The 25677-nt window shown below is 30.5% G+C and carries 25 protein-coding genes; 14 read left to right on the top strand and 11 right to left on the bottom strand.

Features of this window, described 5'->3' with window-relative positions; translation table 11 throughout:
- The first annotated feature begins 601 nt into the window (after positions 1 to 601).
- From ABD715_RS11765 to ABD715_RS11785, 5 genes are all read left to right on the top strand, one after another.
- The gene (locus tag ABD715_RS11765; protein WP_344788443.1) at positions 602 to 1546 is read left to right on the top strand and encodes a pyridoxal-phosphate dependent enzyme; all 945 of its coding nucleotides are present in this window, start codon (positions 602 to 604) and stop codon (positions 1544 to 1546) included.
- Positions 1547 to 1582: 36 nt separating this feature from the next.
- The gene (locus tag ABD715_RS11770) at positions 1583 to 2539 is read left to right on the top strand and encodes a 2,3-diaminopropionate biosynthesis protein SbnB (protein ID WP_344788444.1); all 957 of its coding nucleotides are present in this window, start codon (positions 1583 to 1585) and stop codon (positions 2537 to 2539) included.
- 164 nt (positions 2540 to 2703) lie between these two features.
- Positions 2704 to 4941, top strand: a complete 2238-nt coding sequence (locus ABD715_RS11775) for an amino acid adenylation domain-containing protein (protein WP_344788445.1) — start codon at positions 2704 to 2706, stop codon at positions 4939 to 4941.
- A 31-nt stretch (positions 4942 to 4972) separates the two neighbouring features.
- Positions 4973 to 5188 (top strand): acyl carrier protein, encoded by a 216-nt coding sequence (locus ABD715_RS11780; RefSeq protein WP_344788446.1) that lies wholly within the window; start codon positions 4973 to 4975, stop codon positions 5186 to 5188.
- 50 nt (positions 5189 to 5238) lie between these two features.
- On the top strand, positions 5239 to 5904 hold the full coding sequence (locus ABD715_RS11785) for an LbetaH domain-containing protein (RefSeq protein ID WP_344788447.1): 666 nt from the start codon (positions 5239 to 5241) through the stop codon (positions 5902 to 5904).
- 599 nt (positions 5905 to 6503) lie between these two features.
- On the opposite strand, the gene mnmE is transcribed toward ABD715_RS11785, so the two are convergent.
- A complete protein-coding gene (gene mnmE / locus ABD715_RS11790) occupies positions 6504 to 7892 on the bottom strand; it encodes a tRNA uridine-5-carboxymethylaminomethyl(34) synthesis GTPase MnmE (protein WP_344788449.1) in 1389 nt (462 codons plus the stop codon).
- Between the two features lie 287 nt (positions 7893 to 8179).
- On the opposite strand from mnmE, the gene ABD715_RS11795 reads away from it, so the two are divergent.
- From ABD715_RS11795 to ABD715_RS11805, 3 genes are all read left to right on the top strand, one after another.
- The gene (locus tag ABD715_RS11795) at positions 8180 to 9376 is read left to right on the top strand and encodes an HYR domain-containing protein (RefSeq protein WP_344788450.1); all 1197 of its coding nucleotides are present in this window, start codon (positions 8180 to 8182) and stop codon (positions 9374 to 9376) included.
- 104 nt (positions 9377 to 9480) lie between these two features.
- Complete coding sequence (locus tag ABD715_RS11800; protein WP_344788451.1) at positions 9481 to 10611, top strand: redoxin domain-containing protein; 1131 nt, start codon at positions 9481 to 9483, stop codon at positions 10609 to 10611.
- Positions 10612 to 10829: 218 nt separating this feature from the next.
- Positions 10830 to 11258: a hypothetical protein gene (locus ABD715_RS11805; RefSeq protein ID WP_344788452.1), complete on the top strand. Its 429-nt coding sequence runs from the start codon at positions 10830 to 10832 to the stop codon at positions 11256 to 11258.
- On the opposite strand, the gene ABD715_RS11810 is transcribed toward ABD715_RS11805, so the two are convergent.
- The 5 genes from ABD715_RS11810 to ABD715_RS11830 form a co-directional block, all read right to left on the bottom strand.
- The gene (locus ABD715_RS11810; protein WP_344788453.1) at positions 11250 to 12080 is read right to left on the bottom strand and encodes a CvfB family protein; all 831 of its coding nucleotides are present in this window, start codon (positions 12078 to 12080) and stop codon (positions 11250 to 11252) included. The two genes, ABD715_RS11805 and ABD715_RS11810, sit on opposite strands and share 9 nt — an antisense overlap.
- A gap of 332 nt (positions 12081 to 12412) precedes the next feature.
- A complete protein-coding gene (locus ABD715_RS11815) occupies positions 12413 to 12751 on the bottom strand; it encodes a DUF2853 family protein (protein ID WP_344788454.1) in 339 nt (112 codons plus the stop codon).
- A gap of 89 nt (positions 12752 to 12840) precedes the next feature.
- Positions 12841 to 14592: a 2-succinyl-5-enolpyruvyl-6-hydroxy-3-cyclohexene-1-carboxylic-acid synthase gene (gene menD / locus ABD715_RS11820; RefSeq protein WP_344788455.1), complete on the bottom strand. Its 1752-nt coding sequence runs from the start codon at positions 14590 to 14592 to the stop codon at positions 12841 to 12843.
- 145 nt (positions 14593 to 14737) lie between these two features.
- A complete protein-coding gene (locus ABD715_RS11825) occupies positions 14738 to 15865 on the bottom strand; it encodes a chorismate-binding protein (protein WP_344788456.1) in 1128 nt (375 codons plus the stop codon).
- The gene (locus ABD715_RS11830; protein ID WP_344788457.1) at positions 15865 to 16290 is read right to left on the bottom strand and encodes a PaaI family thioesterase; all 426 of its coding nucleotides are present in this window, start codon (positions 16288 to 16290) and stop codon (positions 15865 to 15867) included. Before ABD715_RS11830 ends, ABD715_RS11825 begins: the two co-directional genes overlap by 1 nt.
- A gap of 64 nt (positions 16291 to 16354) precedes the next feature.
- Between ABD715_RS11830 and ABD715_RS11835 the strand changes: the two genes are divergently transcribed.
- Positions 16355 to 16993 (top strand): alpha/beta hydrolase, encoded by a 639-nt coding sequence (locus ABD715_RS11835; protein ID WP_344788458.1) that lies wholly within the window; start codon positions 16355 to 16357, stop codon positions 16991 to 16993.
- A 12-nt stretch (positions 16994 to 17005) separates the two neighbouring features.
- Here the strand turns inward: ABD715_RS11835 and ABD715_RS11840 are convergent, their stop codons facing one another.
- Positions 17006 to 18220, bottom strand: coding sequence for a hypothetical protein (locus ABD715_RS11840; protein ID WP_344788459.1), 1215 nt, complete (start codon positions 18218 to 18220; stop codon positions 17006 to 17008).
- A gap of 97 nt (positions 18221 to 18317) precedes the next feature.
- Entirely contained in the window at positions 18318 to 19478 is a 1161-nt protein-coding gene (locus ABD715_RS11845) for a THUMP domain-containing class I SAM-dependent RNA methyltransferase (RefSeq protein WP_344788460.1), read from the bottom strand.
- A gap of 254 nt (positions 19479 to 19732) precedes the next feature.
- Between ABD715_RS11845 and ABD715_RS11850 the strand changes: the two genes are divergently transcribed.
- From ABD715_RS11850 to ABD715_RS11865, 4 genes are read left to right on the top strand one after another with little or no spacing between them, the layout of a single operon-like run.
- Positions 19733 to 20464, top strand: coding sequence for a class I SAM-dependent methyltransferase (locus tag ABD715_RS11850; RefSeq protein ID WP_344788461.1), 732 nt, complete (start codon positions 19733 to 19735; stop codon positions 20462 to 20464).
- Between the two features lie 35 nt (positions 20465 to 20499).
- Positions 20500 to 21174: a ZIP family metal transporter gene (locus ABD715_RS11855; RefSeq protein ID WP_344788462.1), complete on the top strand. Its 675-nt coding sequence runs from the start codon at positions 20500 to 20502 to the stop codon at positions 21172 to 21174.
- Between the two features lie 16 nt (positions 21175 to 21190).
- On the top strand, positions 21191 to 22177 hold the full coding sequence (locus ABD715_RS11860) for a phosphotransferase (RefSeq protein ID WP_344788463.1): 987 nt from the start codon (positions 21191 to 21193) through the stop codon (positions 22175 to 22177).
- Between the two features lie 12 nt (positions 22178 to 22189).
- A complete protein-coding gene (locus tag ABD715_RS11865) occupies positions 22190 to 22618 on the top strand; it encodes a DUF4268 domain-containing protein (protein WP_344788464.1) in 429 nt (142 codons plus the stop codon).
- Here the strand turns inward: ABD715_RS11865 and ABD715_RS11870 are convergent.
- Genes ABD715_RS11870 through ABD715_RS11880 form a run of 3 tightly spaced genes read right to left on the bottom strand, consistent with a single transcriptional unit; the run spans position 22605 to position 24456 of the window.
- Positions 22605 to 23105, bottom strand: coding sequence for a GNAT family N-acetyltransferase (locus tag ABD715_RS11870; protein ID WP_344788465.1), 501 nt, complete (start codon positions 23103 to 23105; stop codon positions 22605 to 22607). The genes ABD715_RS11865 and ABD715_RS11870 overlap by 14 nt on opposite strands.
- 39 nt (positions 23106 to 23144) lie before the next feature.
- Positions 23145 to 23777, bottom strand: a complete 633-nt coding sequence (gene trhA / locus ABD715_RS11875) for a PAQR family membrane homeostasis protein TrhA (protein ID WP_344788466.1) — start codon at positions 23775 to 23777, stop codon at positions 23145 to 23147.
- Entirely contained in the window at positions 23770 to 24456 is a 687-nt protein-coding gene (locus ABD715_RS11880; RefSeq protein WP_344788467.1) for a DUF4294 domain-containing protein, read from the bottom strand. Before ABD715_RS11880 ends, trhA begins: the two co-directional genes overlap by 8 nt.
- A 103-nt stretch (positions 24457 to 24559) precedes the next feature.
- On the opposite strand from ABD715_RS11880, the gene ABD715_RS11885 reads away from it, so the two are divergent.
- A complete protein-coding gene (locus tag ABD715_RS11885) occupies positions 24560 to 25648 on the top strand; it encodes a M42 family metallopeptidase (RefSeq protein WP_344788468.1) in 1089 nt (362 codons plus the stop codon).
- Positions 25649 to 25677: the final 29 nt, after the last annotated feature.

The following is a 25677-nucleotide window of genomic DNA, read 5'->3' on the forward strand; positions in this document are numbered from 1 at the left end:
TGCATAAAATAAATCTATGCTTTTTAATACACTGATAATTAGATGATACAAATATAAAAAAGCAATGTTTTTATTAGGTTTAAATTAATGATGATTTTTTTACAAGAAGTTTTTTGTCTATCTTATATTAAATAATTCACAAAAAAACTTCTCCCATTTAATTTTTATTAGCTATAAAATTAATACTATTTATATTTTATAAATGTTAACAGATAATTTACAACATTTTTAAAATCCATATAGTATTTGGTTGTTTTGTATGTTTTATCATAATATAGAAAAATACATAAACAACTAAAAAACAGTTGGTTAAAAATCATGAATCAAATAAAAAACTATCAAAGCATAAGAATTTATTAAGCAATTATTATTAAATAGCACAAAAAAATTACAGGGAACAAATAAAAATCAAGGGTAAAAAAGGCTTCTTAATCTTCTGTAATATTTATTAAAAAAGTTGATTTTTCATGTCTTTTTTAGATTAAATTAACCTCTCGCCTATATAAAAATGAATTTGAGCGATAAGATTTCTTTCAAATACTTTAATTAAATTATTTAGCAACGTGAGAGTGAGTTTTCAATATGAAAAAATAATAAAATTATGATAGTAAATACCGAAATTGAGGATTGTACTTTATTGCGCAAATTAGAACATATTTCTGCTTTAATTGGCAATACACCAATAATACCATTTACAGGAAAAAGCGAAGGGATATTTGCAAAATTAGAATATCTAAATTTTACTGGTAGTACTAAAGATAGAGCCTCACTATCTATATTAACCCAAGCTATTGAAAAAAAATTATTAAATAAGAATAGCACTATAATTGAATCTACCTCAGGAAACTTTGGTATTTCTTTGGCTCAATTTGCTCTTGCATTAGGTATTAATTTCATTCCTGTTATAGACCCCAACATAACAACTATAAACAAAAAAGCACTAAAATTTCTATGTGAAAAAGTAATAGAAGTTACAGAAGTTGATGCTACTGGTGGATATTTACTTAATAGAATTAAAGCTGTAGAAAATTATAAATTAGAACATCCAGAAGTATTCCATCCCAACCAATACAAAAACGATTACAATTGGATGGGGTATAAATCTATTGCACAAGAACTAAGTGTCCAAATGGATACTTTAGACTATATTGTTATTGCTGTAAGTACTGGCGGTACCATTACTGGTGTATCTAGAGAAATAAAAAAATATTTCCCTAATATAAAGGTTGTTGGAGTTGATGTAAAAGGCTCAATGGTTTTTCAAAACACACCGCAAAAAAGAAAATTATCAGGATTGGGATCTAGCAGGAAATCTGACTTTATAGCTAATTATGGAGAAGTAGATGAGGCTATGATTTTTGATGAAAAAGAAATTCTCGATAATTGCAAAAAAATGGCTCGTAATAATGCAATATTTGCAGGAGCCTCTTCTGGAGCTGCCTATGCTGCAGCTCAAAGATTACTTAAAAGACATAAAAACAAAGATGTTAAAATTATGATGATTTGCCCAGATAGAGGTACATCATATGTCGATAATTACTTATAATAACTATACATTTACTAAAAATTACTTAAACAATATATGAAATACCTAAATGAAAATGCATTAATGGAAATTGGAATTGATTGGAACCAAACAATTTCTGTAATTGATGCTGCTGTGAGTGAATTAAGAGCCTCTAATTTTGCTCAACCTGTAAAACCTTATTTACGATATGGAAAGCCCTACAATAGAATTATAGCAATGCCTGCCTATATTGGTGGTAATTATGGTAGCGCTGGTATAAAATGGATTTCTAGTTTTCCTGATAACATAAAAAAAAATGAAAAAAGAGCTAATGCGGTTGTAATTTTAAATGATGTAGACACAGGAAAACCTTATTGCATTATAAATTCTGGAGTAATTAGTGGTATAAGAACAGCATCTGTTTCGGGTTTACTACTAAATAAATATACTAAAAATCAAGATAAAAAATTTGATGTTGGTATTATAGGTTTTGGTCCTATAGGTAAATTACATTTAGATATGTGTGCAAATTTGCTTGGCGAAAAGTTAAATAAAGTACATCTTTTTGATAAGAGAGCTATAGATATTTCTGAAATTCCAAGCTCGTATAGACATAAAGTAGTTTTAGTTAATAGTTGGAACGAAATTGTAGACAAATCTGATATTGTTATGACATGTACTGTTTCTAATGACAGATACATAAATAGCACTGGTAGAAAAGGTACACTACACCTAAATGTATCTTTACGAGATTACTGCCCAGAATTTATGAAAACCGTAGATGTAATGCTTGTTGATGATTGGGAAGAAATTTGTAGAGAAAATACAGATATAGAACTTATGCACCTACAACATGGTCTAAATGAAAAAGATGTATTTAATATTTATGATGATTTCGAGTCTCAATTAGATGATTTAGATAATAAAGTGGTTATGTTTAACCCTATGGGAATGGCTGTTTTTGATATAGCCATATCTCAATACTATTTTACAAAGGCAAACGACCTAGGTATAGGTACCGATTTGGATTAGTTTAGCATATCAACAATACTTAATTATAGTAAAAACGTTTTATAAATTACCGTCGTATTCTATTATACTAAAAATAATTAGTTGTTTTTTGTATAACAACATAGAGGTTTTTAATTGTTAAACCTCTATGTATAAGACGTCATCAAAAATAATCTAATTAAAAAGTGACTGAATTTTGGACTAAAAAACTGAGCAATAGTGTATTCACTCAAATTCCACGATGGAGCGAAAATGCTAATCAACAAAAAAAAGTTGAAAGCTATACCATAAGCTTATCAGAGGAATTATCGCAAAATATAATTGCCTTAAGTAAAAAACTAAAAGCACCTATATCGTCAATTCTTTTATCATCACATTGCAAAGTTTTAAGTGTTGTATCTGGTAATATTGATATTATTACAGGGTTAAAAATTGGTGTTAACAAAGAAAACACGCTTCCTTTAAGAGTACAGTGCGATAATGGAAGTTGGAATAAATTAATTAACAATATTATAAGTGAAGAAAAGGCAATTAATCCTTTTCTTCAGTATACCTTAAATAATTTAAAAGCAGAACTTAATATTGTTGAAAACCTATTTGAAACCTATTTTCTTTATAAAGATCATAATGAAAGTATAGATACGTCTACTGTTAATTTAGACGAAGACATTTCGTTTGGTGCTTATTTTTCTAACACTTTAAACAAAACTATACAATTAAACATTTTGTATAATGTAAATGAATTCTCTAGAGAACAGATAGAAACAATATCTGAGTATTATTGTAATACTTTAAAGCTAATGGCAAAAGATGAGACAAAATCTCATACGTCACAGTCAATTTTACCAATAAGAGAACAACACACATTATTAGAATTATTTAATAATAAAAAAGTAGATTATCCTACAGAAAAAACCTTTGTTGATGTATTCGAAGATCAGGTAAAACAATATCCTGATAAAATAGCAATACAATTTGAAGACACACAATGGACTTATAATGAGTTAAATAACTATGCTAATACATTAGCAAAACACTTAATTGATAATAAATTAAATATTGAAGAGTCTGTAATTGTTATTATGGAGCGCGACCAAATTTGGGTAGCAACCGTTTTAGGTATCTTAAAAGCTGGAGGTGTTTATGTACCTGTACGCCCAGATTGGCCCAAAACCAGAAAAAGTACCATTATTAATAAAACCGATGCCAAATTTGTTATACACGACACTAAAAGTTTGGATGAAATTGAAATTGTAGTCAAAGAAAACAATTTTAACTCACAGCTTATTAATGGCAGCCTTTTTTTTAAAAATTCTAAAAACGAAGCTAATCCATCTAGAAAATCTGGGCCCGATAATTTAGCTTACATTATTTTTACCTCTGGTTCTACAGGAGAACCAAAAGGCGCAATGATAGAACATAAAGGCATGTTAAATCATTTGTTTTCAAAAGTGAATGATCTTGAAATGACAGATATCGATATCGTAGCTCAAAATTCCTCTCAAAGTTTTGATATTTCGGTTTGGCAACTCATCTCAGGTTTAATGGTTGGTGCCAAAACTGTTATTTATTCCGATGCATTAATTTTAGATATGCATCAATTCTTAAATCAAGTAAAAGAAGACCGTATTACAATATTAGAATTAGTTCCTTCTTACATGAAAATACTACTTCAATTATGTAAACATAACCGCTCCTTTTTTGAAACCATTAAATACTTAATGGTTACTGGAGAACCTCTAAAAATTGGTTTGGTTACCTCTTGGTTTAATCTTTTTAAAAAAATACCACTAGTTAATGCGTATGGTCCCACAGAAGCATCAGATGATATTACACATCATTTTATGTATGAGACACCTAAAGGCTCTATGGTGCCAGTAGGAACAACAATTCAAAATTTAAATGTTTATGTTGTTGATGCCTTTGACCAACTTGCACCAATAGGCACTAAAGGAAATGTGGTTGTTTCTGGTGTAGGCGTAGGAAGAGGATATATAGGTGACCCTGAAAAAACAAATGCTGTTTTTACTCACGACCATTTAAAGCCTAAAGAAAACCTTAAACTTTATAAAACTGGAGATATTGGAAGTTGGACACATGAAGGCATACTGCATCTATTTGGACGAGAAGACAACCAAATTAAGCTTAATGGTTACAGAATAGATTTAGGAGAAATAGAACAATCTTTAAGTAAACAAAAAGGTGTTACTGGTAATGCTGTATTACTAAAAGGAAAATCACTACATGCTTTTTTAGTTTTTGACAGTGATATTGAAAACAATCAAAACCTAATAGATCAATGTAAAGCTGGATTGCAAAAAGATTTACCTCACTATATGATTCCTAGAAAATTTCATGTTTTAGAAGATTTACCACTAACACAAAATGGTAAAATAGATCGTAATGCTTTACAAAAATTATAATAAATAAAAAGTCAAATAAGACATATAGTACATGGAGAATTTTAATGAAAATATTGCTGAAATCTTAGAAGTTGAAAAGGTAGAACTTGATAACGAACTTTCTTCTTTTGATGCATGGGACTCGCTTACAATATTATCGATTATAGCACTTTGTTTTTCTGATTACAATGTAGAAGTTTCTGCAGAAGAAGTAAACAACGCAGAAACTATTTTAGGACTAAAAAACCTTATTGAAAGCAAAAAATAAGCTTTAAAAACGAGTTCTAATAAACACCCTAAATTAAAGAATATATCAAAATGAGAAACGTAATTATTTTAGGCACTGGAGGCTGTGCTGCAGAAATAACTTTCTTTATAGAAGATAACAACTTGAGAGTACCTAAAGAAGAAAACATAAATATTTTAGGCTACATCGATTACGCAGATCATCTAAAGGATAATTATGACCGATATAATTTTAAAGCGCCTGTTCTTTGCGATATAGATTCTTATGAGCCAAAACTCGGAGAAGAAGTATTACTAGCAGTAATGAGTATAAGCTTTAGAGAAAAAATGATTGAAGCGCTTAAAAAAAAGAATGCTACAATTGGTAGCTTTTACCACCATAGTGTTGTAAAACCAAAAGAATTAAATATAGGAGAAGGCAATATAATAGGTCCGTTTTGTATGGTCGAAAAATATGCAATCATTGGTAACCATAATTTAATAGTTTCACACTGTACCATTAGTCACGATTGTGTGGTTGGTGACAATAACTTTTTCTCTGACACTAATTTAGGTGGAACAACAAAAATTGGTAATAACAACTCTTTTGGTATCCGCTCTTTTACATTACCAGGTATTACAATTGGTAACAACAATGTTATTCAAGCGGGAATGTTGGTCGATAAAAATATAAAAGATGACACTACAGTATTTTATCGTTTTAAAGAGAAAGTAATGGTTATACCTAAAACTAACTAGCATACATAATTACCCTCTTACTAATAATTATTAACATTTGTAAATTTATTTAAAAAAGCAGAAGATACCTTTCTAAGGCATCTCTGCTTTTAAAACTTAACTACAACGTTTTAGCTATTACCTTTAAACTTTTAATTATGGTTAGGGCAATTATAATCTCTTCTCTTCGGTATTAACGCTATAGATTTAGAGACTATTGATACTACTAATATGGAAATTCCTTTTAGGTATCAGTTTCTTATTTTACAAAAAAAGAGTTTACTTTTCTATACATAATAGGCCTTTGTGGTTTGAAACATTTAACTATAAAATTAATTAAAAATAAGAATCATCAATATCTAGCTTTATACTTTTTTCTTTTACTACTTTTTAAGAGAGTCGCTTTTGTTATTAAACCTATCCCGTACAGTACGTTTTAAAATGGAATTATATACTTTTTCTTTTTGTATTACTTTGATAACCTAAACATTAGAACAATCTTATTTATCCTCTTAAAAAAAACACAATAAAATAGAGAAACAATACTAAATCGCTTTTAAAAATCGTGAAATAAATTCGGGATAACTTCGTTTATGCAAATCATAGCTTAACAAGTTTGCTTACTTTCCAATACAGAAATTAGCAAAAATATTCCCCAATAAATCATCGTTAGTAATTTCCCCGGTTATTTCACCAAAATAATATAACGCCTGACGAATATCTATCGCCATTAAATCTCCCGATAAACCTGACTCTAATCCATATTTTACTTTCTGAATTTCTTCAAAAGCCTTTAATAAAGAATCATAATGTCTTGTATTAGTTACTATTGTTTCGTTATTACGAAGCGCACCTGTATTTACAAAACCTATCAGCTTTTCTTTTAACTCCTCTACTCCTAAACCAGATTTAGCCGATAGCAAATGGACGTTTTCAAACTGAAGCTTTAATTGTTCTGATTCTTCTGTATTTAGAGTATCAATTTTATTAGCTATAATTAAAAGTGGTTTAAGCAGAAACTTATTCTTAATTTTTTCAATTTCTATTTTTAATCGTTTGCTTTCTGTTTTAAATTCTTCGGCAGAAAAAAGAAGTACAACCACTTGGGCTTGCTCCATTTTTTCGAAAGTTTTCTTGATACCAATACTTTCAACAACATCTTTAGTTTCTCTAATTCCTGCAGTATCAATAAACCTAAAACCAATACCTCGAATTACTAACTCGTCTTCAATAGTATCTCTAGTAGTACCTGCTATATCACTCACAATTGCTCTTTCTTCATTTAAAAGGGCGTTTAAAAGTGTAGATTTACCAACATTAGGTTCTCCAACGATAGCAACTGGAATTCCGTTTTTAATAACATTACCTACTGCAAAACTGTCTATTAAGCGTTTTAAAACAAAGGTTATTTTCTCTACTAAGGCTTTAAACTGAGAGCGATCTGCAAACTCTACATCTTCTTCTGCAAAATCTAATTCTAACTCGATTAACGAAGCAAAATTTAAAAGTTCTTCGCGCAACTTTGCAATTTCACTAGAAAACCCACCTCGCATTTGCTGCATGGCAATTTGATGTGATGCTTCATTATCGCTAGATATTAAATCGGCTACAGCTTCGGCTTGACTTAAATCTAATTTACCATTTAAAAAAGCTCTTAAAGTAAACTCTCCTGCTGTTGCCATTCTACACCCTTGACGCAAAAATAATTGTATTATTTCTTGCTGAATATAATTAGAACCATGACACGATATTTCTACTACATGCTCTCCGGTATACGAGTTAGGATTTTTAAAAACAGAAACTAAAACTTGGTCTATAGTTCTATTATTATCTACAATATGCCCTAAATGTATGGTATGTGTAGCTTGTTTGCTAAGTAATTTACCCGAAATAGATTTAAATTTTTTCTCTGCAATAGCAATAGCTTCTTGGCCAGACAAACGTATTACAGCAATAGCTCCCGCTCCAGATGGTGTTGCTAATGCAACTATAGTATCTTGATGTATCATGCCACAAAAATATGAAATTGTAATTGGTATTTATGCTTTCGTAAAATATTAAATATGTGCAGCTATCTACTCTTAATTTAATAACAAAAACTAGCAATGTAAATTAATAGTCTTAACACTAATACATAATTACTACCACGCGTAAAACTAACTAAAACCAATACTTAAGCTATAATTTATAATTAAAAGCATAAAAAAATTAACCATATGAACAACATAATAAGATTTTACACAACTTATAAATAAGTGTCAAATATTAATTTTACTAAAACATATTTAACTAAACTATGATTAAAAACAACTTAACAAAAGCCTTTTTACTTTTACTGCTAATCTCTCTATTTACATGTAGTAATAGTGATAACGACACAGAAGAAAAAGAACAAGACACCATTTTACCAACACTAAGTTGCCCAACAACAATTAATGTTACAATAGACGTTTTTACAAATGAAGCTATTGTAAACTACACCACACCCATTGGCACAGATAATTTAGACGGTGTAACAACCAATCAAATTGCAGGATTAGCCTCTGGAGATAGTTACCCAATAGGCACAACAACAAATACGTATCAAGCTAAAGATGCTGCTGGTAACATAACCACTTGTAGTTTTGATGTTATTGTAACACAAAGCGAAGCATCTGCAAATTTACCTTATTTTATTAACACAAATCCAACCCCAACAGGTAAAAAGTGGACAAAAGTAGAGAATATGTCTGATGAATTTGAAGGTATAACCTTTAACGACGCTAAATGGCATAGAGACCCAGCGACCGATCCTTTTGGTTGGTATGGCAGACCTCCTGCTCTGTTCGATTCTGACAATGTAACTGTTAGCGATGGTAACTTAAATATAACGGTACTTAAGTACGACACACCAAAAACTGTAAAAGGTACCACATGGACACATGGTGGCGCTATTTTACGATCTAAAGAAAAGGCTAAATATGGTATGTATTACGAGTGTAGAATGCAGGCAAATAAAACCGTAATGTCTTCTACATTCTGGATTGCTTTTTTACAGAATTGTAATTCTGGCCCTGTTAGAAAATTAGAACTAGACATACAAGAATGTGTTGGTCGTGTACATAGTGGCACACAGTCTTGGGCCAAAAATTTTGCAAACATATACGCATCAAATACATGGAGACACGATAGAGATTGCGATACAGAGGTAACTGGTGCAAAACAATCACCTGCAAAAACCATATTATCAGAAAAAAATAACTCTAGGTTTTTTGTCTACGGATGCTGGTGGAAATCGCCTACCGAAATTTTATTTTATCTAGATGGAGAGCTATCGCACAGCATTACAAACCCACCTGCTAATTTTGACTTAGAAGGCCATATTACAATGGCTATAGAAACCTATAATTGGAACCCTATTGAAGATAACGGAGGGATATTTGAAACCGGATCTTTCGACGATTTAACAACAAAATACGATTGGGTTAGAACATGGAAATTAGAAGATAACTAATTATAAAATCAAGCTTAAAATTCATTTTTACAGAAACCGCAATGCTAAAACATTGCGGTTTCTGTTTTATAAATAATTATATTTGACTCAAAATACTTAAAAAAATGAAATCTATTATCTACTTGCTTTTATTATGTTCACTTTTTTCTTGTAAACCAGAAATTAAAGATCACTATATAATAAACGGAACAGCGAAAGGTATTTACAACGGTATGCGTGCTTATTTAAAAGAACCTAACGAGCGTGGTCAACTTATTAATAAAGATACAGCTATTGTTTTAGACGAAAAATTCTCGTTTAAAGGCGTAAGAAACGAACCTACCCTGGAGTATTTATATATTGATGGGCATAAAAACTATTTACCATTAATTATAGAAAACGGAGCCATCGATATTGCAATAAATAAAGATAGCATAGAAACATCCAATGTTAGCGGTACAACCAACAATAAAGAGTATGCGCTGTATAGCAAAGAACAACGCCAATTAAATACGCGTATAAAAACGTTAACAAATCAATTTAAAAAAGCTACAATACAAAATGCAACTAATAAAAGTGAGTTATATAAAAACATAATAGAAAACCGAAAAAAATTATCTAACCTAAATTTAGATTTTATAAAAAATCATGAGAACTCGTATGTTTCTGCCATTATTTTAAATAGTATTATAACAGACAAACAAACCTCTATTACAGACTTAGAAAACTTATTTTCTGGCTTAACAGAGGCTATTAAAAACTCTGAATACGGTAAGTATATAAATGCTTCTATTCTAAAGCAAAAACAATTAAGGCAACAACAAAAAGGCATTCAAATTGGAGATATGGCACCTAATTTTACAGCTAATACTCCAGAAGGAAAACCACTAGCGTTATACGATATTAAGGGTAAAGTAACTATTATAGATTTTTGGGCTTCATGGTGTGGACCTTGTCGTAGAGAAAACCCCTATGTTGTAAAAACGTACAACAAATTCCATGAAAAAGGATTAGAAATAATTAGTGTATCTCTAGATAAAAACGGACAAAAAGATAGATGGATAAAAGCCTTACAAGACGACAACATGTCTTGGCACCATGTATCTAACCTACAATCTTGGCAAGATCCTATTGCAAGAAGCTATGGTGTACGCTCTATTCCTGCTACTTTTATTTTGGACGCGTCTGGTAAAGTAATTGCAAAAAACTTAAGAGGTAGCGCTCTAGAAAATAAAATAGCAGAACTTATTTATTAAAATAGCATTTTTATTTTTTACATTTACAAAAACTCTCAACCACTAACTAATTATTATGCTAATTAAAGTCTCTCAACTCTTTTTTTATTCTCAATCTCAACCGTATTTAAAGCAAAAAAACACATAAAATAGTGACTTTTGGCTTTTTATTGTGTCATAAAAAGCTCTAGACATCAATATGTATGACTAAGAACTATTGTTTAAAGTAGCTATTAAATATGAAACTTTTAGAATCCGATTTTTCAAATCAAGTATTAAAACAAGTAAAAACCAAAATAGGAGACATATTTTTCTTTAATCACATAGCGATTATAGAATTTTACGAGGCGGTACACGTAGATGTCGATAACTGTACAGAAATATTTAACGAAATAAAAACATATTTTGGAGATGCCAGATCTTTTGGTATCATCTCTAACCGTATAAACTCTTACTCCATAAAATTACTAGATGTACCTTTATTTAGGTTGCAATTTAAAAATTTAAAAGGCTATGCTGTTGTAGGCTATACACCAGCTAGTAAAATGAATGCAAAAATAGAAAACAATTATTGCTTATCGCATAATATTGACTTCGACAACATTTACGAAGCGGTAGATTTTGTTTATCGTAAAGTAAGGCACGAGATACAACTATCTCTATATTAAATAAATACCATCGTCTTTTATTTCTATTAAGCGCTGTCTATACAAGCTACCAACAGCCTTTTTAAAGTTCTTTTTACTCATTTGTAAAGCATCTTTAATGGCGTCTGGATTAGACTTATCCGTCAAACTTAAAAACCCACCATTATCGTGTAATTCGTTAAGAATAAGCTCTGCATTGGGCTCTATATTTCTATAACCAATTTGCCCTAAAGCGATATCAAGTTTATTACCAGGTCTTATTTTTTTAACCACACCTTTAATACGATCTCCAATACTTAAATCTGTAAAAATATTATTCTTATAAATTAAGCCCATATGTTGCCCATTTACAATAACATTCATACCAATATCCGATGGATGAGACACAATTAAATCAACTTCATCAAACTCAGCCACTGTTAATTCTTTATTATCTAAAAACCTATTTGTTTTGCTAGACGCAACTAATCTTTCAGACTTCTCGTCCATATAACAACGCACCAAATACCAACCTCCAGGCTTCATTTTAAAGGCCTGTTCTCTAAACGGACAAAATAACTCCTTAACTAATCCCCAATCTAAAAAAGCACCATGATCGTTAACTTGATTACAACGTAACAAAGCAAACTCATCAAGTTTAATATAAGGAAAATCTGTAGATGCCACAGGGCGTTGCTCGTTATCCAAATACACAAAAACATCAAGCTTATCGTAAATTTTAAACTCACGTGGCACATACCTATTTGGTAGTAAAACTTGATTATCTTCTGCATCAATCAAATAAACTCCATGTTCAGATTCACGAAGTATTTCTAACGTATTTATTTGTCCTATTTGTATCATAGCGCAAAGGTAATCATATTAAGAAAAGATAACTTAAAAAACATTCTAATTTGGGCAGGTTTTTAAGAAAAATAAAAACCGCGCTATTCGCTATATCTTTTTTGCATCAAAATATTTTACTTTTTATAACCAAATAGAAAAACAATAATTCGTTTTTAAAGTAAAAGTGTGGTACACAAAAAAGGATGTCGCTGCTATCGCTCCTGCAACTACCTGCCAAAAAAAGGTTATAACTTTAGGTTTCTGGTCTATTAAAACTCAACATCTACCAATAAAAATAAAAAAGCGTTACAAAATTATTGTAACGCTTTAAAATTAAAATTTATTTTTTTCTAATAAATAGACTCTTTACCAAAGTGTTTAGTTAGTAAGTAATACACTACTGCTCTGTATTTATTACGGTTAGATTTTCCGTAAGTTTCCATAACTGCGTCAATACCCTTATCTAAATCTTCACTGTCAGACAATCCTAATTTCTTAATTAAAAAGTTGTTTTTTACAGTTGCTAACTCAGACTCATCCGACCCTGAAACCGTAGAAGAATCTTTGTTATAAATTGATGGTCCGCAACCAATAGTAACTTTAGTCAATAAATCCATGTCTACATCTACACCACATTTATCTTTTAAATCGGCTGCATACTTTACAATAAGGTCATCTCTTTTACTCATAATGATTTGTTTAATATTAATATTTAATTGATAGCTTTTTAAAGGTAACAATTTTTAGACACAAGAAAAAAAACAAAGTCACATATTAACTATTTCAAGAATTTAAAATAGTTAATTAACAAGGTATCATTTAAAGTTCGTGGAGTAAAAACCTCTAGTAGCTTAGGCCCTATATCATCATTATAAAAAGACTCCAAGTTTTTTTCTAAATCTAATATATTTTCAGCCTTTAAATAATTAACCCCATACATATTACAAAGGTGTTTTGCATTAAGCGAGTGTTTTGTTTCAAAAAAAGTATCGAAAGCCTCTGTGTTTTTATCTCCTGGTAAAATTCTAAAAATACCACCACCACTATTATTAATTAAAATAACTCTAAAATTTTTTGGTATGTAATTATTCCAAAGAGCATTACTGTCGTAAAAAAAACTAATATCTCCAGTAATTAAAGTGGTTTGTTTTGGGCTAGCTAAAGCAAAACCAATAGCTGTAGATGTGCTTCCATCTATACCACTTGTACCACGATTACAATACACATTTAATGTACTATTTAAGTTAAACAACTGTGCGTACCTTACCGTAGAACTATTGCTTAATTGTAAATTTGTATTATTTGGTATGGCTTTTAAAATAGAATTAAAAGCTTTTAAATCAGAATATTCTAAGGTTTCTAAATACGCATTATGCCTCGCCTCTCTGTATGTTTTTATGTTATCAAAATATACTTTATAATCACTTTTAACTGGTTTAGTTACAGAAAACAACTTAGATAAAAAGTAATTAGGACTCGTTTTAAAAAACTTATTTAAGCTAAAAAAAGTATCGTTAGCCTTTTTTAAATCAACATGCCAATGCTGTTTCGCTTTATAGGTTCGTAAAAAAGCTTTAATTTTTTTAGAAACTATTAACCCCCCAAAAGTTAAAATAATTTCGGGTTGTAGCCTCTTAAAATCATCATCTGTAAATGGCGCTATTATTTTATCTATACTTGGAAAAAACGATGCATTACTAATATTAGATGTAGTTTCTGTAAACACCAAAACACTATCATCTTTTGCTAAAGTATTTAAATAAGATTCGTCTATATCCTCCGGATCGTTTACGCCAATTAAAACCAATTTTCTTTTAGCTCTATTCCAAAGTTCTGCACATTTAGTTATGTCACTATCGTCAATGTTTAGAATAACAGGTTCTGGCTCTATAACAACCAAATTAGCATCTAAAGTATCAACCGTATTATATAAAGGTTCGTCAAAAGGAATATTTATATGTACAGGTCCTTTATTTGTAATAGATATATTAATTGCCTTATTAATTTCTTGATTATTAAAGGTTTGTATAGACTCTTTTAAACCTAATAACGTTTCTAACTTATTTTCTAAATTTTTAAAAATTGGAAGTTCTTCTTCTGTTTTTGCTTTCTCATCTAAATCTAATTTTAAATTTGCTGAATATAAAATATGATTTTTAAAAACATTTTTCTGATTAATAGTTTGTCCATCGCCAATACCTATTAAATGTTTTGGTCTATCGGCAGATAAAACAACCAATGGTATATCGCTATAATAGGCCTCGGCTACAGCTGGATAATAATTTAATAATGCCGATCCAGATGTACATACTACAGCTGTTGGTTCTTTTGTTTTCTGGGCAATTCCCATAGCAAAAAAAGCAGCACAACGCTCGTCTACAATACTGTAACAATTAAAATAACTATCGTTAGAAAAACCAATAGTTAAAGGTGCGTTTCGGCTACCTGGAGAAATAATAATATGTTTTATATGTTTCGCTTTACAAAGCTGAATAACAGTTTGTGCTAACGGAATTTTTGGGTATATCATTTAAGTACTTCTGTAAAATAGAATATATTAAGCCTTCAACTTAACCTATATATGTTTTTACAAATTAAACATCATAAAATAAAAGCCTTTTATTTTAATGTAAAATTTGTACCGTAAAAATAAGAAATACGTATTAAAAATGCAGCTATTCTAATATACTTTTAACCACTAAAGATTTGGCTACTGTTTCTTCCCATTCGCTTTCTGCATGCGATGTTTTTGTAATACCGCCTCCAACATATATAGTGGCCTCGCTATTTTTTAATTGCATACAGCGTAAATTTACATATAGTTGTGTGCTTTTTCGCTTTACAGCATACGCTCTATTTTCTATATTACGCTTGCCAGATCTTGGCGCTACAGTAGTTTCTATGTTTAGTTCGCCTAAAAAACCAGAATAAAATTCGCGATTATAATGTTCGTTTTTCAATATAAAATCTTTAGCTTCTTGTTTTGGCAAACCACAAACTGCTGGTGTTGGGTGCAAAACAGAAATAATAGATTTTAAATTAAACATTGACGATTTTAGCTGTGCAGAAATCATGGTTTTTAAATGCAATAAATTACCTGCTTTTACAGTTTCTGTCTCAGATATTTTTGTCTGTTCTACAAAAGGCGAAATATTATTAACTATAAAATCTGTAACAAACTGTTGCTCTTGTTGCTCTTTTGCTTTCCATACCACATTTGTTGTTTCGCTAAAACTTTGAGTACCTGCCAAAGCCATAATAGAAAAACGGTTGCCTTCTATTTTTATTAAAGTTTCTGGTGTTGCACCCAACCAAAGCCCTACTTTTGGATGATACCAACAATAAACAAATGCCGATGTATATTTATGTAACAACTTTTTAAATATGGTTATAGGGTTATTTTTTGAAACCGCTACAGTTTCTTTACGAGACAAGACTACTTTTTTAAAAGCATCGTCCTCTATCGCTCTTATTCCTTTTTCTATTAAAGCAATATGCTTTTTTTTAGAATCTAAACTTTCTGTTTCTAAAAACGGGTTTAAATCTGTGTTTTTATATTTTGCTTTAAAAAAAATTGTAGAAATAACTTGAGAATCTTTTACAGGAATAATAACTGTTTCATCTATATCGTCAAACGGAGAGAAAACAAATCCGCTATCTGTAAAATTAGTATTTATGTGTAACGCCTCATTATTTTGAAGCAAGGACTTAATCTCTAATCTATTAGGTTTTCTATACGCTACAAAAGGTAATTTACTGCTATATTGTTGCTCTAAAAGAGCAAAGAAATCTTCCAAAATCATTATTTATTTTTTGGCAACGTAATGGTAGATAATCTACAAATAGAAATTAAATTATTAGCTTCGTCTGTTACTCTTATATCTAATAATTGGGTTGTTCTTCCTTTATGCAAAAATGTTGCTTTTGCATAAACAAAACCTTCTTTTACACTTTTAACATGGTTAGCTGTAATTTCTAAGCCACGAACAAAAAACTTTTCTGTATCTATAAAAACATGCGATGCAAAACTACCTACACTTTCTGCCAAAGCAGCAGTAGCACCACCATGCAACACACCGTCTGGCTGGTGCACTTTAGCATTTACAGGCATTCTTGCTGTTAAATAATCGTCTCCAAAATCTACCATTTCAATATTTAACGTTTCCATTAAGGTGTTTTTACAAGCTGCATTAGCTTGTTTTAAAATGGTGTCTTTAGATATTTGCATATAAATAATGTATTTTTAAAATCGATAATAAATTATATTGCGAAAGTACAAAAGATAAGTGTAAATGAAATCAGAAGAAAAAGAAATATCATATACAACAACCAACTCCTACTCTACTTTAAATACGCTTAAAAGTTCTACAAAAAATGTTTGGTTTGTATGTCACGGATTAGGGTATTTAAGTCGGTATTTCTTAAAATATTTTAAACATTTAAATACTGACGAAAACTATATTATTGCTCCTCAAGCACCAAGCAAGTATTACGTAAAACAAGATTTTAAATATGTTGGCGCTAGTTGGTTAACAAAAGAAAACACAACTACTGAATCCAAAAACATTTTAAACTATTTTGATTCGATTTTGCAAAAAGAAAACATCCCCAGTAATGTAAATATTATTGTATTTGGGTATTCTCAAGGCGTAAGTGTTGCTACTCGCTATGTAGCTTTTAAACAGTTACAATGCCATAAACTTATTTTACATTCTGGTAGTATTCCAAAAGAATTGAACGAAAATGATTTTAACTTTTACAACGGGCAAACTCATGTTGTTTGTGGTGATAAAGATGAATATATTACACCAAACCGCTTGCAAACCGAATTAAAACGAGCACACACCCTTTTTAAAAATAATTTAAAAGTTGAGCTATTTGATGGTAAACACGAAGTAAACATAAATATTATAAAAGCTTTAGCTCAATAATTACAAAGCTAATTAATTTAAAACTAAACTTTTAAACCACGTACGTAAGGCTAAAGTAGATGTTCTATCATCTAAAAACATATCGCAAGCATGAGCTTTTAACCCCGAATTATAATAAACTACATCGGCATTTACTTTATCTAGCATAGCTTTTAATTTACTTTCGCTATTATCTGTTTCAAACAGTTTTATTTTTTTTAAGCGTTTTAGGCGTACTAAGGCTTCTGCCATATTAGCCCCTTTCCATCCGTCTCCATCATAATGTTGACAAGCATGAATACCTTTCCATAAATTAGAAATTTCGTCATTTCTTAAACCTATAAAACCACAAGCTATAGCTCCTCTAGAAAATCCCGTTAAAACAATATTGTTTGCGTCTCCTCCAAAATTATTTATAATATGGTTTACTGTTTTTACGGTATAATCTGCTGTGTTGTCTGCATTTCCCCAACCGTTTTCTGCAATACTATTTTTAGAATAGTCTACAAATGGTAAACTCACCCATATCGCATTTTCACCTTTGCTCATACCATAACCAATAACACAGTCTTCTGGTTTGCCTGTAGAATAACATTGTTTTGTGTAATATACATTACCAGGAAATTCTACTATTACGGGGTATTTTTTAGAGTTATTTGGTTTCCAATTTTTTGGCAAATAAACAACACTATATAAATTAGAACCAGCATTTAATTTATAGTAAAAACGAGTTCCTGCTTTGGGTTTGGTTTGTTTAGCTATTGGTACATCCAATCTGTTTTTAGGTCTATCCCAATTATTTATTTTTTCTTTTGCTTTTAAAGCAGACCACTCAACATCTATAAATCCTTTTGCATTTACAAACATTAATTGTATTTGGTTTATATAATTAGGGTTTAGTTTAAAAGTGCCATCAGGAAATTGTTCTCTTAAATTACATGTTAATGTTTTCTTTTTTCCTGCAGCAAGAGTTATCGTATCTGCAACAGCATTCCAGCCTTTTCCAGAGGTTACCCAAAATATAACATCGAGTTCTGTTTTTCCCTTGTTCTCTACTACAGCGCTAATAAAGTTGTATTTAGAAAGCCTTTTTTTCTCTTTTATTAAAATACTAGACCAAGCATATTTATTTTTAGTATTGGTATTGTTGGAAAAAACATGAAAAACCTTGTCTTTTCCTTTATTAATAAGTGTTGTACTTACTCCATTATTGTTAATTTTTGTTTCTGTTTTTACTTGCTTAAACAAATTTAAACTTTGCGCTTTAAGGTTGTAAAGACTTAGGTAAAAACTAAAAAAACAATAAAAAGCAAAACGTATTTTCATGGTAATTTAAAGCTACATATTATTTTTTTATGTACTTCCCTTTCTTACTGCCTTCGTACATAACATACTTAACTAAGCGCGACTCTAATTTAGCATTAAATAATTGTATTTTTCTAGATGGGCGCAAACCAACAAATTTAAGAGCATCAAGATTACTGGTAATAAACCAAGCATCGGTACCCGGATAATTTTGTTTAAGTGTATCACCAATATTACCATAAAATTCTTGCATGTCTATATTTAAACGCTCGCCATAAGGCGGATTAAACACCATGTGCAATTTAGCATCACCTGCTTTTCTGGTTTTAAAGAAATCTTCGTGTCTTATTTCTATAAAGTCGTCTAATTGTGCATTTTTAATATTCTCTTTGGCTTTATTTACAGCACTTGGTGCTTTATCGTAACCAATTATTTTATGATGGAAATCTCGCGTTCTACCTAATAACGATTCTTCTATTTTCTCGAATAAATCGACATCCCAATCGCTCCAGCGCTCGAAAGCAAATTCTTTTCGCATTAAGTTTGGAGGTATGTTACAAGCTATCATGGCTGCTTCTGCAAGCATGGTTCCAGATCCGCACATAGGGTCCATAAAATCAGACTGTCCATCCCAACCCGAAAGCATTATTAATCCAGCTGCTAAAACTTCGTTTATTGGAGCAATATTTGTTGCCAATTTATAGCCTCGTTTATGTAAGGAGTCTCCAGAAGAGTCTAACGAAATGGTACATTGCTGTCTGTCTATATGTACATTTACTTTTAAGTCTGGAAATTTTAAATCTACATTAGGGCGTTCGCCTGTATTGTCTCTAAAACGATCTACAATGGCATCTTTTGTTTTTTGAGCTATGTAAAGTGAGTGCGTAAACAAATCTGAATGAATTGTAGCATCGACCGCCAAGGTACCAGAAGATTTCATATAATCTTCCCAAGGCATTTTATTAATTTTATCGTATAAATCTTTTTCGTTTCTAACCTTAAAGCTATGTATAGGTTTTAATATTTTTACTGCGGTACGCAAGCCCAAGTTAGCTTTATACATAAAGCCTTTATCGCCCATAAAACTTACGTTACGCACGCCAGTTTTTACATGTACTGCTCCTAACTGTGTTAACTCTCTTGCTAGTAAGTCTTCAAAACCAAATAAGGTTTTGGCTACCATTTTGAAATTTTCTGCCATTTTTTTCGTCTACAACTAATAGATTGCAAAAATAACGTAATTTTGCGGCAAACGTTAAAGTTTATTAATAATTTGGGTTAAGGATTGATGCGACATCCTTTTTAAAAATTAATTTGCTATAATTTAACTAAGGACTATGCAACTAGTTTGCAACTAAATTTTTCTTGGTTTAGTAATGCCCTTTTTAAAAAGATATAGCGGAAAGCCTGACTCTAAGTTGCCCGTGCAACTTAGAGTAACCTCCAACCAAAACTATGAGCAACAACAAAAAAGAATGGTTTACATCTTGGTTTGACACACCATTTTACCACATTTTATATAAAGATAGAGACGATACCGAAGCACATGCTTTTATGGATACGCTTACTAATTATTTAAATTTACCAGATACTGGATCTGTTCTAGATTTAGCTTGTGGCAAAGGCAGACATGCTAGATATTTAAACAAAATTGGATACAAAGTTACGGGTGTAGATTTAAGCGAAAACAGTATTAAATTTGCTAAACAATTTGAAAACCATAGCCTAAATTTTGAGGTTCACGATATGTGTTTGCCATACAATGCTAAGTTTGATGCGGTTTTTAACTTATTTACAAGTTTTGGTTATTTTGATAAAGACGAGGATAATTTAAGAACCATTAAGGCTATTAAATCTGATTTAAACGATTTTGGCTTTGGTGTTATAGATTTTATGAATAGTGAATTTGTTATTGATAATTTAGTACCAGAAGAAATTAAAACAGTTGATGGTATTACGTTTAGCTTAAAACGCTATGTTAAAAATGGTTATATTATTAAAGATATAACTTTTGAAGCAAACGATACACCATACGCATTTCAAGAACGTGTTAGAGGTTTTACTCTAAACGATTTTGAATTGCTTTTTGAACAAGCCGACGTGCATTTACTAGATATTTTTGGAGATTATAAATTAAATAAATTTAACCCAAAAACATCGGAACGTTTAGTGATGATTTTTAAATAGTAAAATTTAAAACTACAGAATAATTAGTTTTTTTAATGAATAAATTTTTATTACCCATTCTTGCTGTTATAATAGGTATTATAATTGCAGCTTTAACCAAAAACAAAAAGTCGTTTAACACTAAGTTATTACTATCTTTTAGTGGTGCCTTTTTATTAGCTTTAACTCTTTTTGAATTATTACCAGAGGTTTACCATCACTTAAACACCAAACTTGCTGGTTTGTATATTATGTGTGGTATTATGCTGCAAATTATTTTAGAGTTGTTCTCTAAAGGTGCAGAACATGGGCATGTACATAAAGATAAAAAAGAAACAAATTTTCCTTGGTTGTTATTTATTAGTTTATGTATTCATAGCTTTTTAGAAGGTTTTCCTATACATGAGCATAACGATATAGTTTATGGTATTTTAATACATAAAATACCTATTGCTACTATTGTAAGTTTGTTTTTACTACAAAGTAATTATAGCAAACTACAAATTGGAGTTTTTTTGTTAATATTTACAGCCATGACTCCGTTAGGCACACTAATATCTAACACTGCAAATTTAAGCGAAATGTTTATTAACAGTGTTAATGCGCTAGTTATTGGTATCTTTTTCCATATTGCTACAACTATTTTGTTTGAAACCGGAGATGGTCACAAATTTAATTTATCAAAGTTTATTTCTATAATTTTAGGTGTTGGTATAGCTTACCTAATGTAGTTTTAATAATATTATAATGCAACCGTTTCCTGCCATAACTTCTACCCTTTCTCCTAAATATTTGGGTAATTATGTGGTAGAGCAATATGGTTTTAATGCCAATACAAACTGTCGCATTATTAAAATTGGTGTTAACCATACTTACATAATAGAAAATGACACCTGTAAATATGTGTTTCGGGTTTATAATTTAAATTGGCGCACAAAAGCAGAAATTAAAGCCGAATTAGATTTACTTCTTTTATTAAACGATAATCAAATCTCTGTAGCGTACCCTATTAAAGACAAAACATCTAACTACATACAAGTACTACAAGCTGCAGAAGGGTTGCGTTATGCTGTTTTATTTACATATGCCATAGGAGACAGTATAGTAAACCCTACAAAAAAACATTGCCTAACTCTAGGTTTAGAAATGGCAAAAATGCATTTAATAACAGCAAACAAAACTATTAATCGAATTAATTACAATGCAGATACACTTGTAAATTGGGCTCTAAACCAAGTTGAAAGTACTTTTTCTAAACCATTAGAGTCTATTAATTTTATTAAAAGAGCGAATACCATTATTGCTTCTCAATTCAAAAAAGCAAATACCAATGCTTTGCGCTCTGGCATTGTACATTTCGATTTATGGTACGAGAATATAAAAATTGAAAACGAGACTAATATCACCTTTTTTGATTTTGATAATTGTGGAAACGGTTGGCTATTTTTAGATTTAGCTTATAGTATTATGGTTATTTTTAGAAACGAACCTAACAAAGACGTTTTTAAAGAAAAAATGAATGCGCTTATTGAAGGTTACCAATCTGTAACACCTATTAGCGACGAAGAAAAAAGATTAATTCCCTATGGCGGATTAGCCATTTGGCTGTATTATGGAGGTATACATGCACAAAGATTTAACGATTTTTCTAGTATTTTTTACAATGAAAACTTTTTAAATTATTGGATACAAACGGTAGACAAATGGATGAAATTTAATAATATTGATATATAATTTATATAAAACGTGTTTAGCAAAGAAGAATCTAGATTATTAAGAGAAAGTTTTTGGACAAGTTTTGGAAAATCGTTTCCAAGAAAATGGATTTTATACGATACAAAATTAAAAGGCTTTAGTTTTAAATTTCATTTTGATAATAAAACAGCTTGTGTTGTTTTAGATCTTGAAGACGATTTAGAAAACCGCATTAACTATTGGGAAAAACTAGTTGCTTTAAAGTCTATTTTACTTGACGAATATCTACCTGAAGCCATTTATCACGAAGAATATATTTTAGATAACAAAAAAGAAATATCTAGAATTCTTGTACCTTTAAATAAAAAAGTATCCATCCATAATAAAAACTCGTGGCGAGATGTTATGGAGTTTTTTAATATACACATGGCTTTATTTGAAGACTTCTTTTTAGAATATAAAGATGTTATTGAGGGCTAATTTTTTTCTCTAACAAGTAATCGTCCATTATAAAACCTTCGCCAATATCTGTTACCATGGACTTTACCTTTTTGTATCCCATTTTTTGGTAAGCAGCTATAGAGTTTAAGTTATATTTATTTACCTTTAATTGAATAGATTTTAATTTACCTTTAGCAGCCTCATCCATAATAAATTGAGTAGTAACCGTACCTACGCCTTTTCCTCTATAATTTTTTAACACATATAACTTACTTAAAAACAAAAAATCGGTTTCTTTTTTTATCGCCATATAACCAACAGGAGTTTCGTTAAAAGTCATATAATAAAAATTTACACCTTCACTTACTTGAGCTTCTATGGCATTAATAGAATTAAATTTTTCAAGCATATAATCTATTTGTGCTATAGTTATAATACTTGGATAATGCTCACGCCAAATAGTATTGGCAAGCGTTTCTATTATTATAAAATGGTTTTGATTTGTTGCTTTGTTTAGTTTTATCATAAAAAAAATAAAGTATAACCAATAGTAAAAAATAATTATTTATATAACATATAAGAAAATCATAAAAAAATGAAAAATAGCACCAGCTAAAACAAATAAATGCCAAATAACATGATTATAGGGTATTTTATGAATAGCATAAAAAATAATACCAACCGTATATGCCAAGCCTCCTGCAAAAAGCATAAAAACACCATCGCTACCTATACCATTGCTAAGCGTTGTAAAATCGAATACAATAAGCCAACCCATTACTAAATACAACAGTGTAGAAAACAACTCGAAACGCCCAGTAAAAAACAGTTTTAAAACCACTCCAAAGGCAGCAATACCCCAAACAACCCAAAAGATGGTCCAACCACTACTATCGCTAAGTGTAATTAAACATACGGGAGTGTAAGTTCCTGCAATAAGTACATAAATACTGATATGATCTAAAATACGAAAACTATGTTTTTTTACAACATCTTTAACCGTATGGTACACTGTAGATACTGCAAATAATAAAATAATAGATGCACCATAAACTATAACACTAAATAGGCTCCAATGGGTTTTATCTGTATTAAAAATAACAAGTAAAACCAAAGCAATAATGCCTAAAATGGCACCAACACCATGCGAAATAGCATTTAGTTTTTCTTCAAATGGCGATTGAATTTTGTCACTCATCTTTTTCAGGTGTTTTAGCACGTAGCCATTTATTGGTTAAGTCGTAAAAATCAAAAGGAATAGCCGATTTTTGTCTTTCTAAGCGACCACTCTGAAAATTACGCTGCAAAATATCTTCTATTAAATAATCTTCTTTTTCGTTTACAGGATCGAATTCTCGTTTTAAAGAAATATCGAACATACTTGCAGTTGTATTATACCAAAAGGCTCGCCAACCATTACGCAATTCTTTTACAAGATTAAAAGCTGTTATACCAGTTTGCCTATGAATTAGTTTTACTAAAATCTGTCCTTCGGTACGCGACATTTTTTTTAGTTTCTCAGAAAACTCACCTTCAATATATTTCTGAATTCTTTTAGTATACCGTCGCTTATCTCTTTTCTTAGTTAAAGTTGCTAAATGCTTTGTTAAAGAATCTAAACGATCTGCAGCCATTTTTGCATACGGATATACTTTTATTGTTTTTCGCCTTAAAATTAAATAGCGCACACGCTCTTCCCTACTATTAAACTTTAATTTATGCAAAAGCATAACTTCGTCCAAATCTATAGACGTTCGTGGTATCGAGTCTCCTTTTACAATAATGTAATCTGTTTGTGTAGAGTCCAGAGTTCTACCGCTTACTTGAGATAATACAAGAAATGGAAAAAATAAAAATATGTATCTAAAAAAAATCATCTATTAACAAAAGGAGCAATAATCTCTCCAAAATTAATAATTTACATTCTGTAAAACATTTATTTTATAGATATATTATTATTTTAGTTGAAAATTAAAAAATATGGCAGAAAAGAGCTTACTTACTAAAGAGTCTATGGACTTTTTAGAGAAATATTTAAATAATGCAGCGCCAACAGGATACGAATGGACTGGGCAAGAATTATGGATGGATTATTTAAAACCTTATGTAGATGAATTTATTACCGATACCTATGGTACAGCGGTTGGTGTTATAAACCCCGATGCTAAATACAAAGTTGTTATAGAAGGACATGCAGACGAAATTGCATGGTATGTTAATTATATAAGTGACGACGGACTTATTTATGTGGTTAGAAACGGAGGTAGCGATCATCAAATTGCACCAAGTAAAGTTGTTAATATTCATACTAAAAACGGTATAGTAAAAGGTGTTTTTGGTTGGCCAGCTATACATACACGAAACCGCGCTAAAGAGCAGGCGCCAAAACCAGATAATATTTTTATTGATTGCGGATGCAAAACTAAAGAGGAGGTAGAAAACCTTGGCGTACATGTTGGTTGTGTTATTACTTACCCAGACGAATTTCATATTCTAAATGGCGATAAATTTGTTTGTCGTGCCTTAGATAACAGAATGGGTGGTTTTATGATAGCTGAAGTTGCCCGTTTATTAAAAGAAAATAAAAAAGAACTTCCTTTTGGACTTTACATTGTAAATGCTGTACAAGAAGAAATAGGTTTACGTGGTGCAGAGATGATTGCACATACTATAAAACCAAATGCAGCTATTGTTACTGATGTAACACACGATACAACAACCCCAATGATTGAAAAGAAAACTGCGGGGCATATGGAAATTGGAGCTGGACCCGTTATTGCTTATGCTCCTGCTGTACAACAAAAATTGCGAGATTTAATTACAGAAACAGCAGAAGATAAAAAAATTCCTTTTCAGCGCTCTGCTCTATCTCGCGCTACAGGTACAGATACAGATGCTTTTGCTTATAGCAATGGCGGTGTTGCTAGTGCTTTAATATCGTTACCATTACGCTATATGCATACCACTGTAGAAATGGTACATAAAGACGATGTAGAAAATGTTATTAAACTTATCTACGAAACACTATTAAAAATAGAAGACGGGGAAACGTTTAGTTACTTTAAATAAAACTTACTAAATCCCGCCAAATGGCGGGA

The sequence above is a fragment of the Postechiella marina genome (assembly GCF_039538365.1).
GTDB classification, from domain to species: Bacteria; Bacteroidota; Bacteroidia; order Flavobacteriales; family Flavobacteriaceae; genus Postechiella; species Postechiella marina.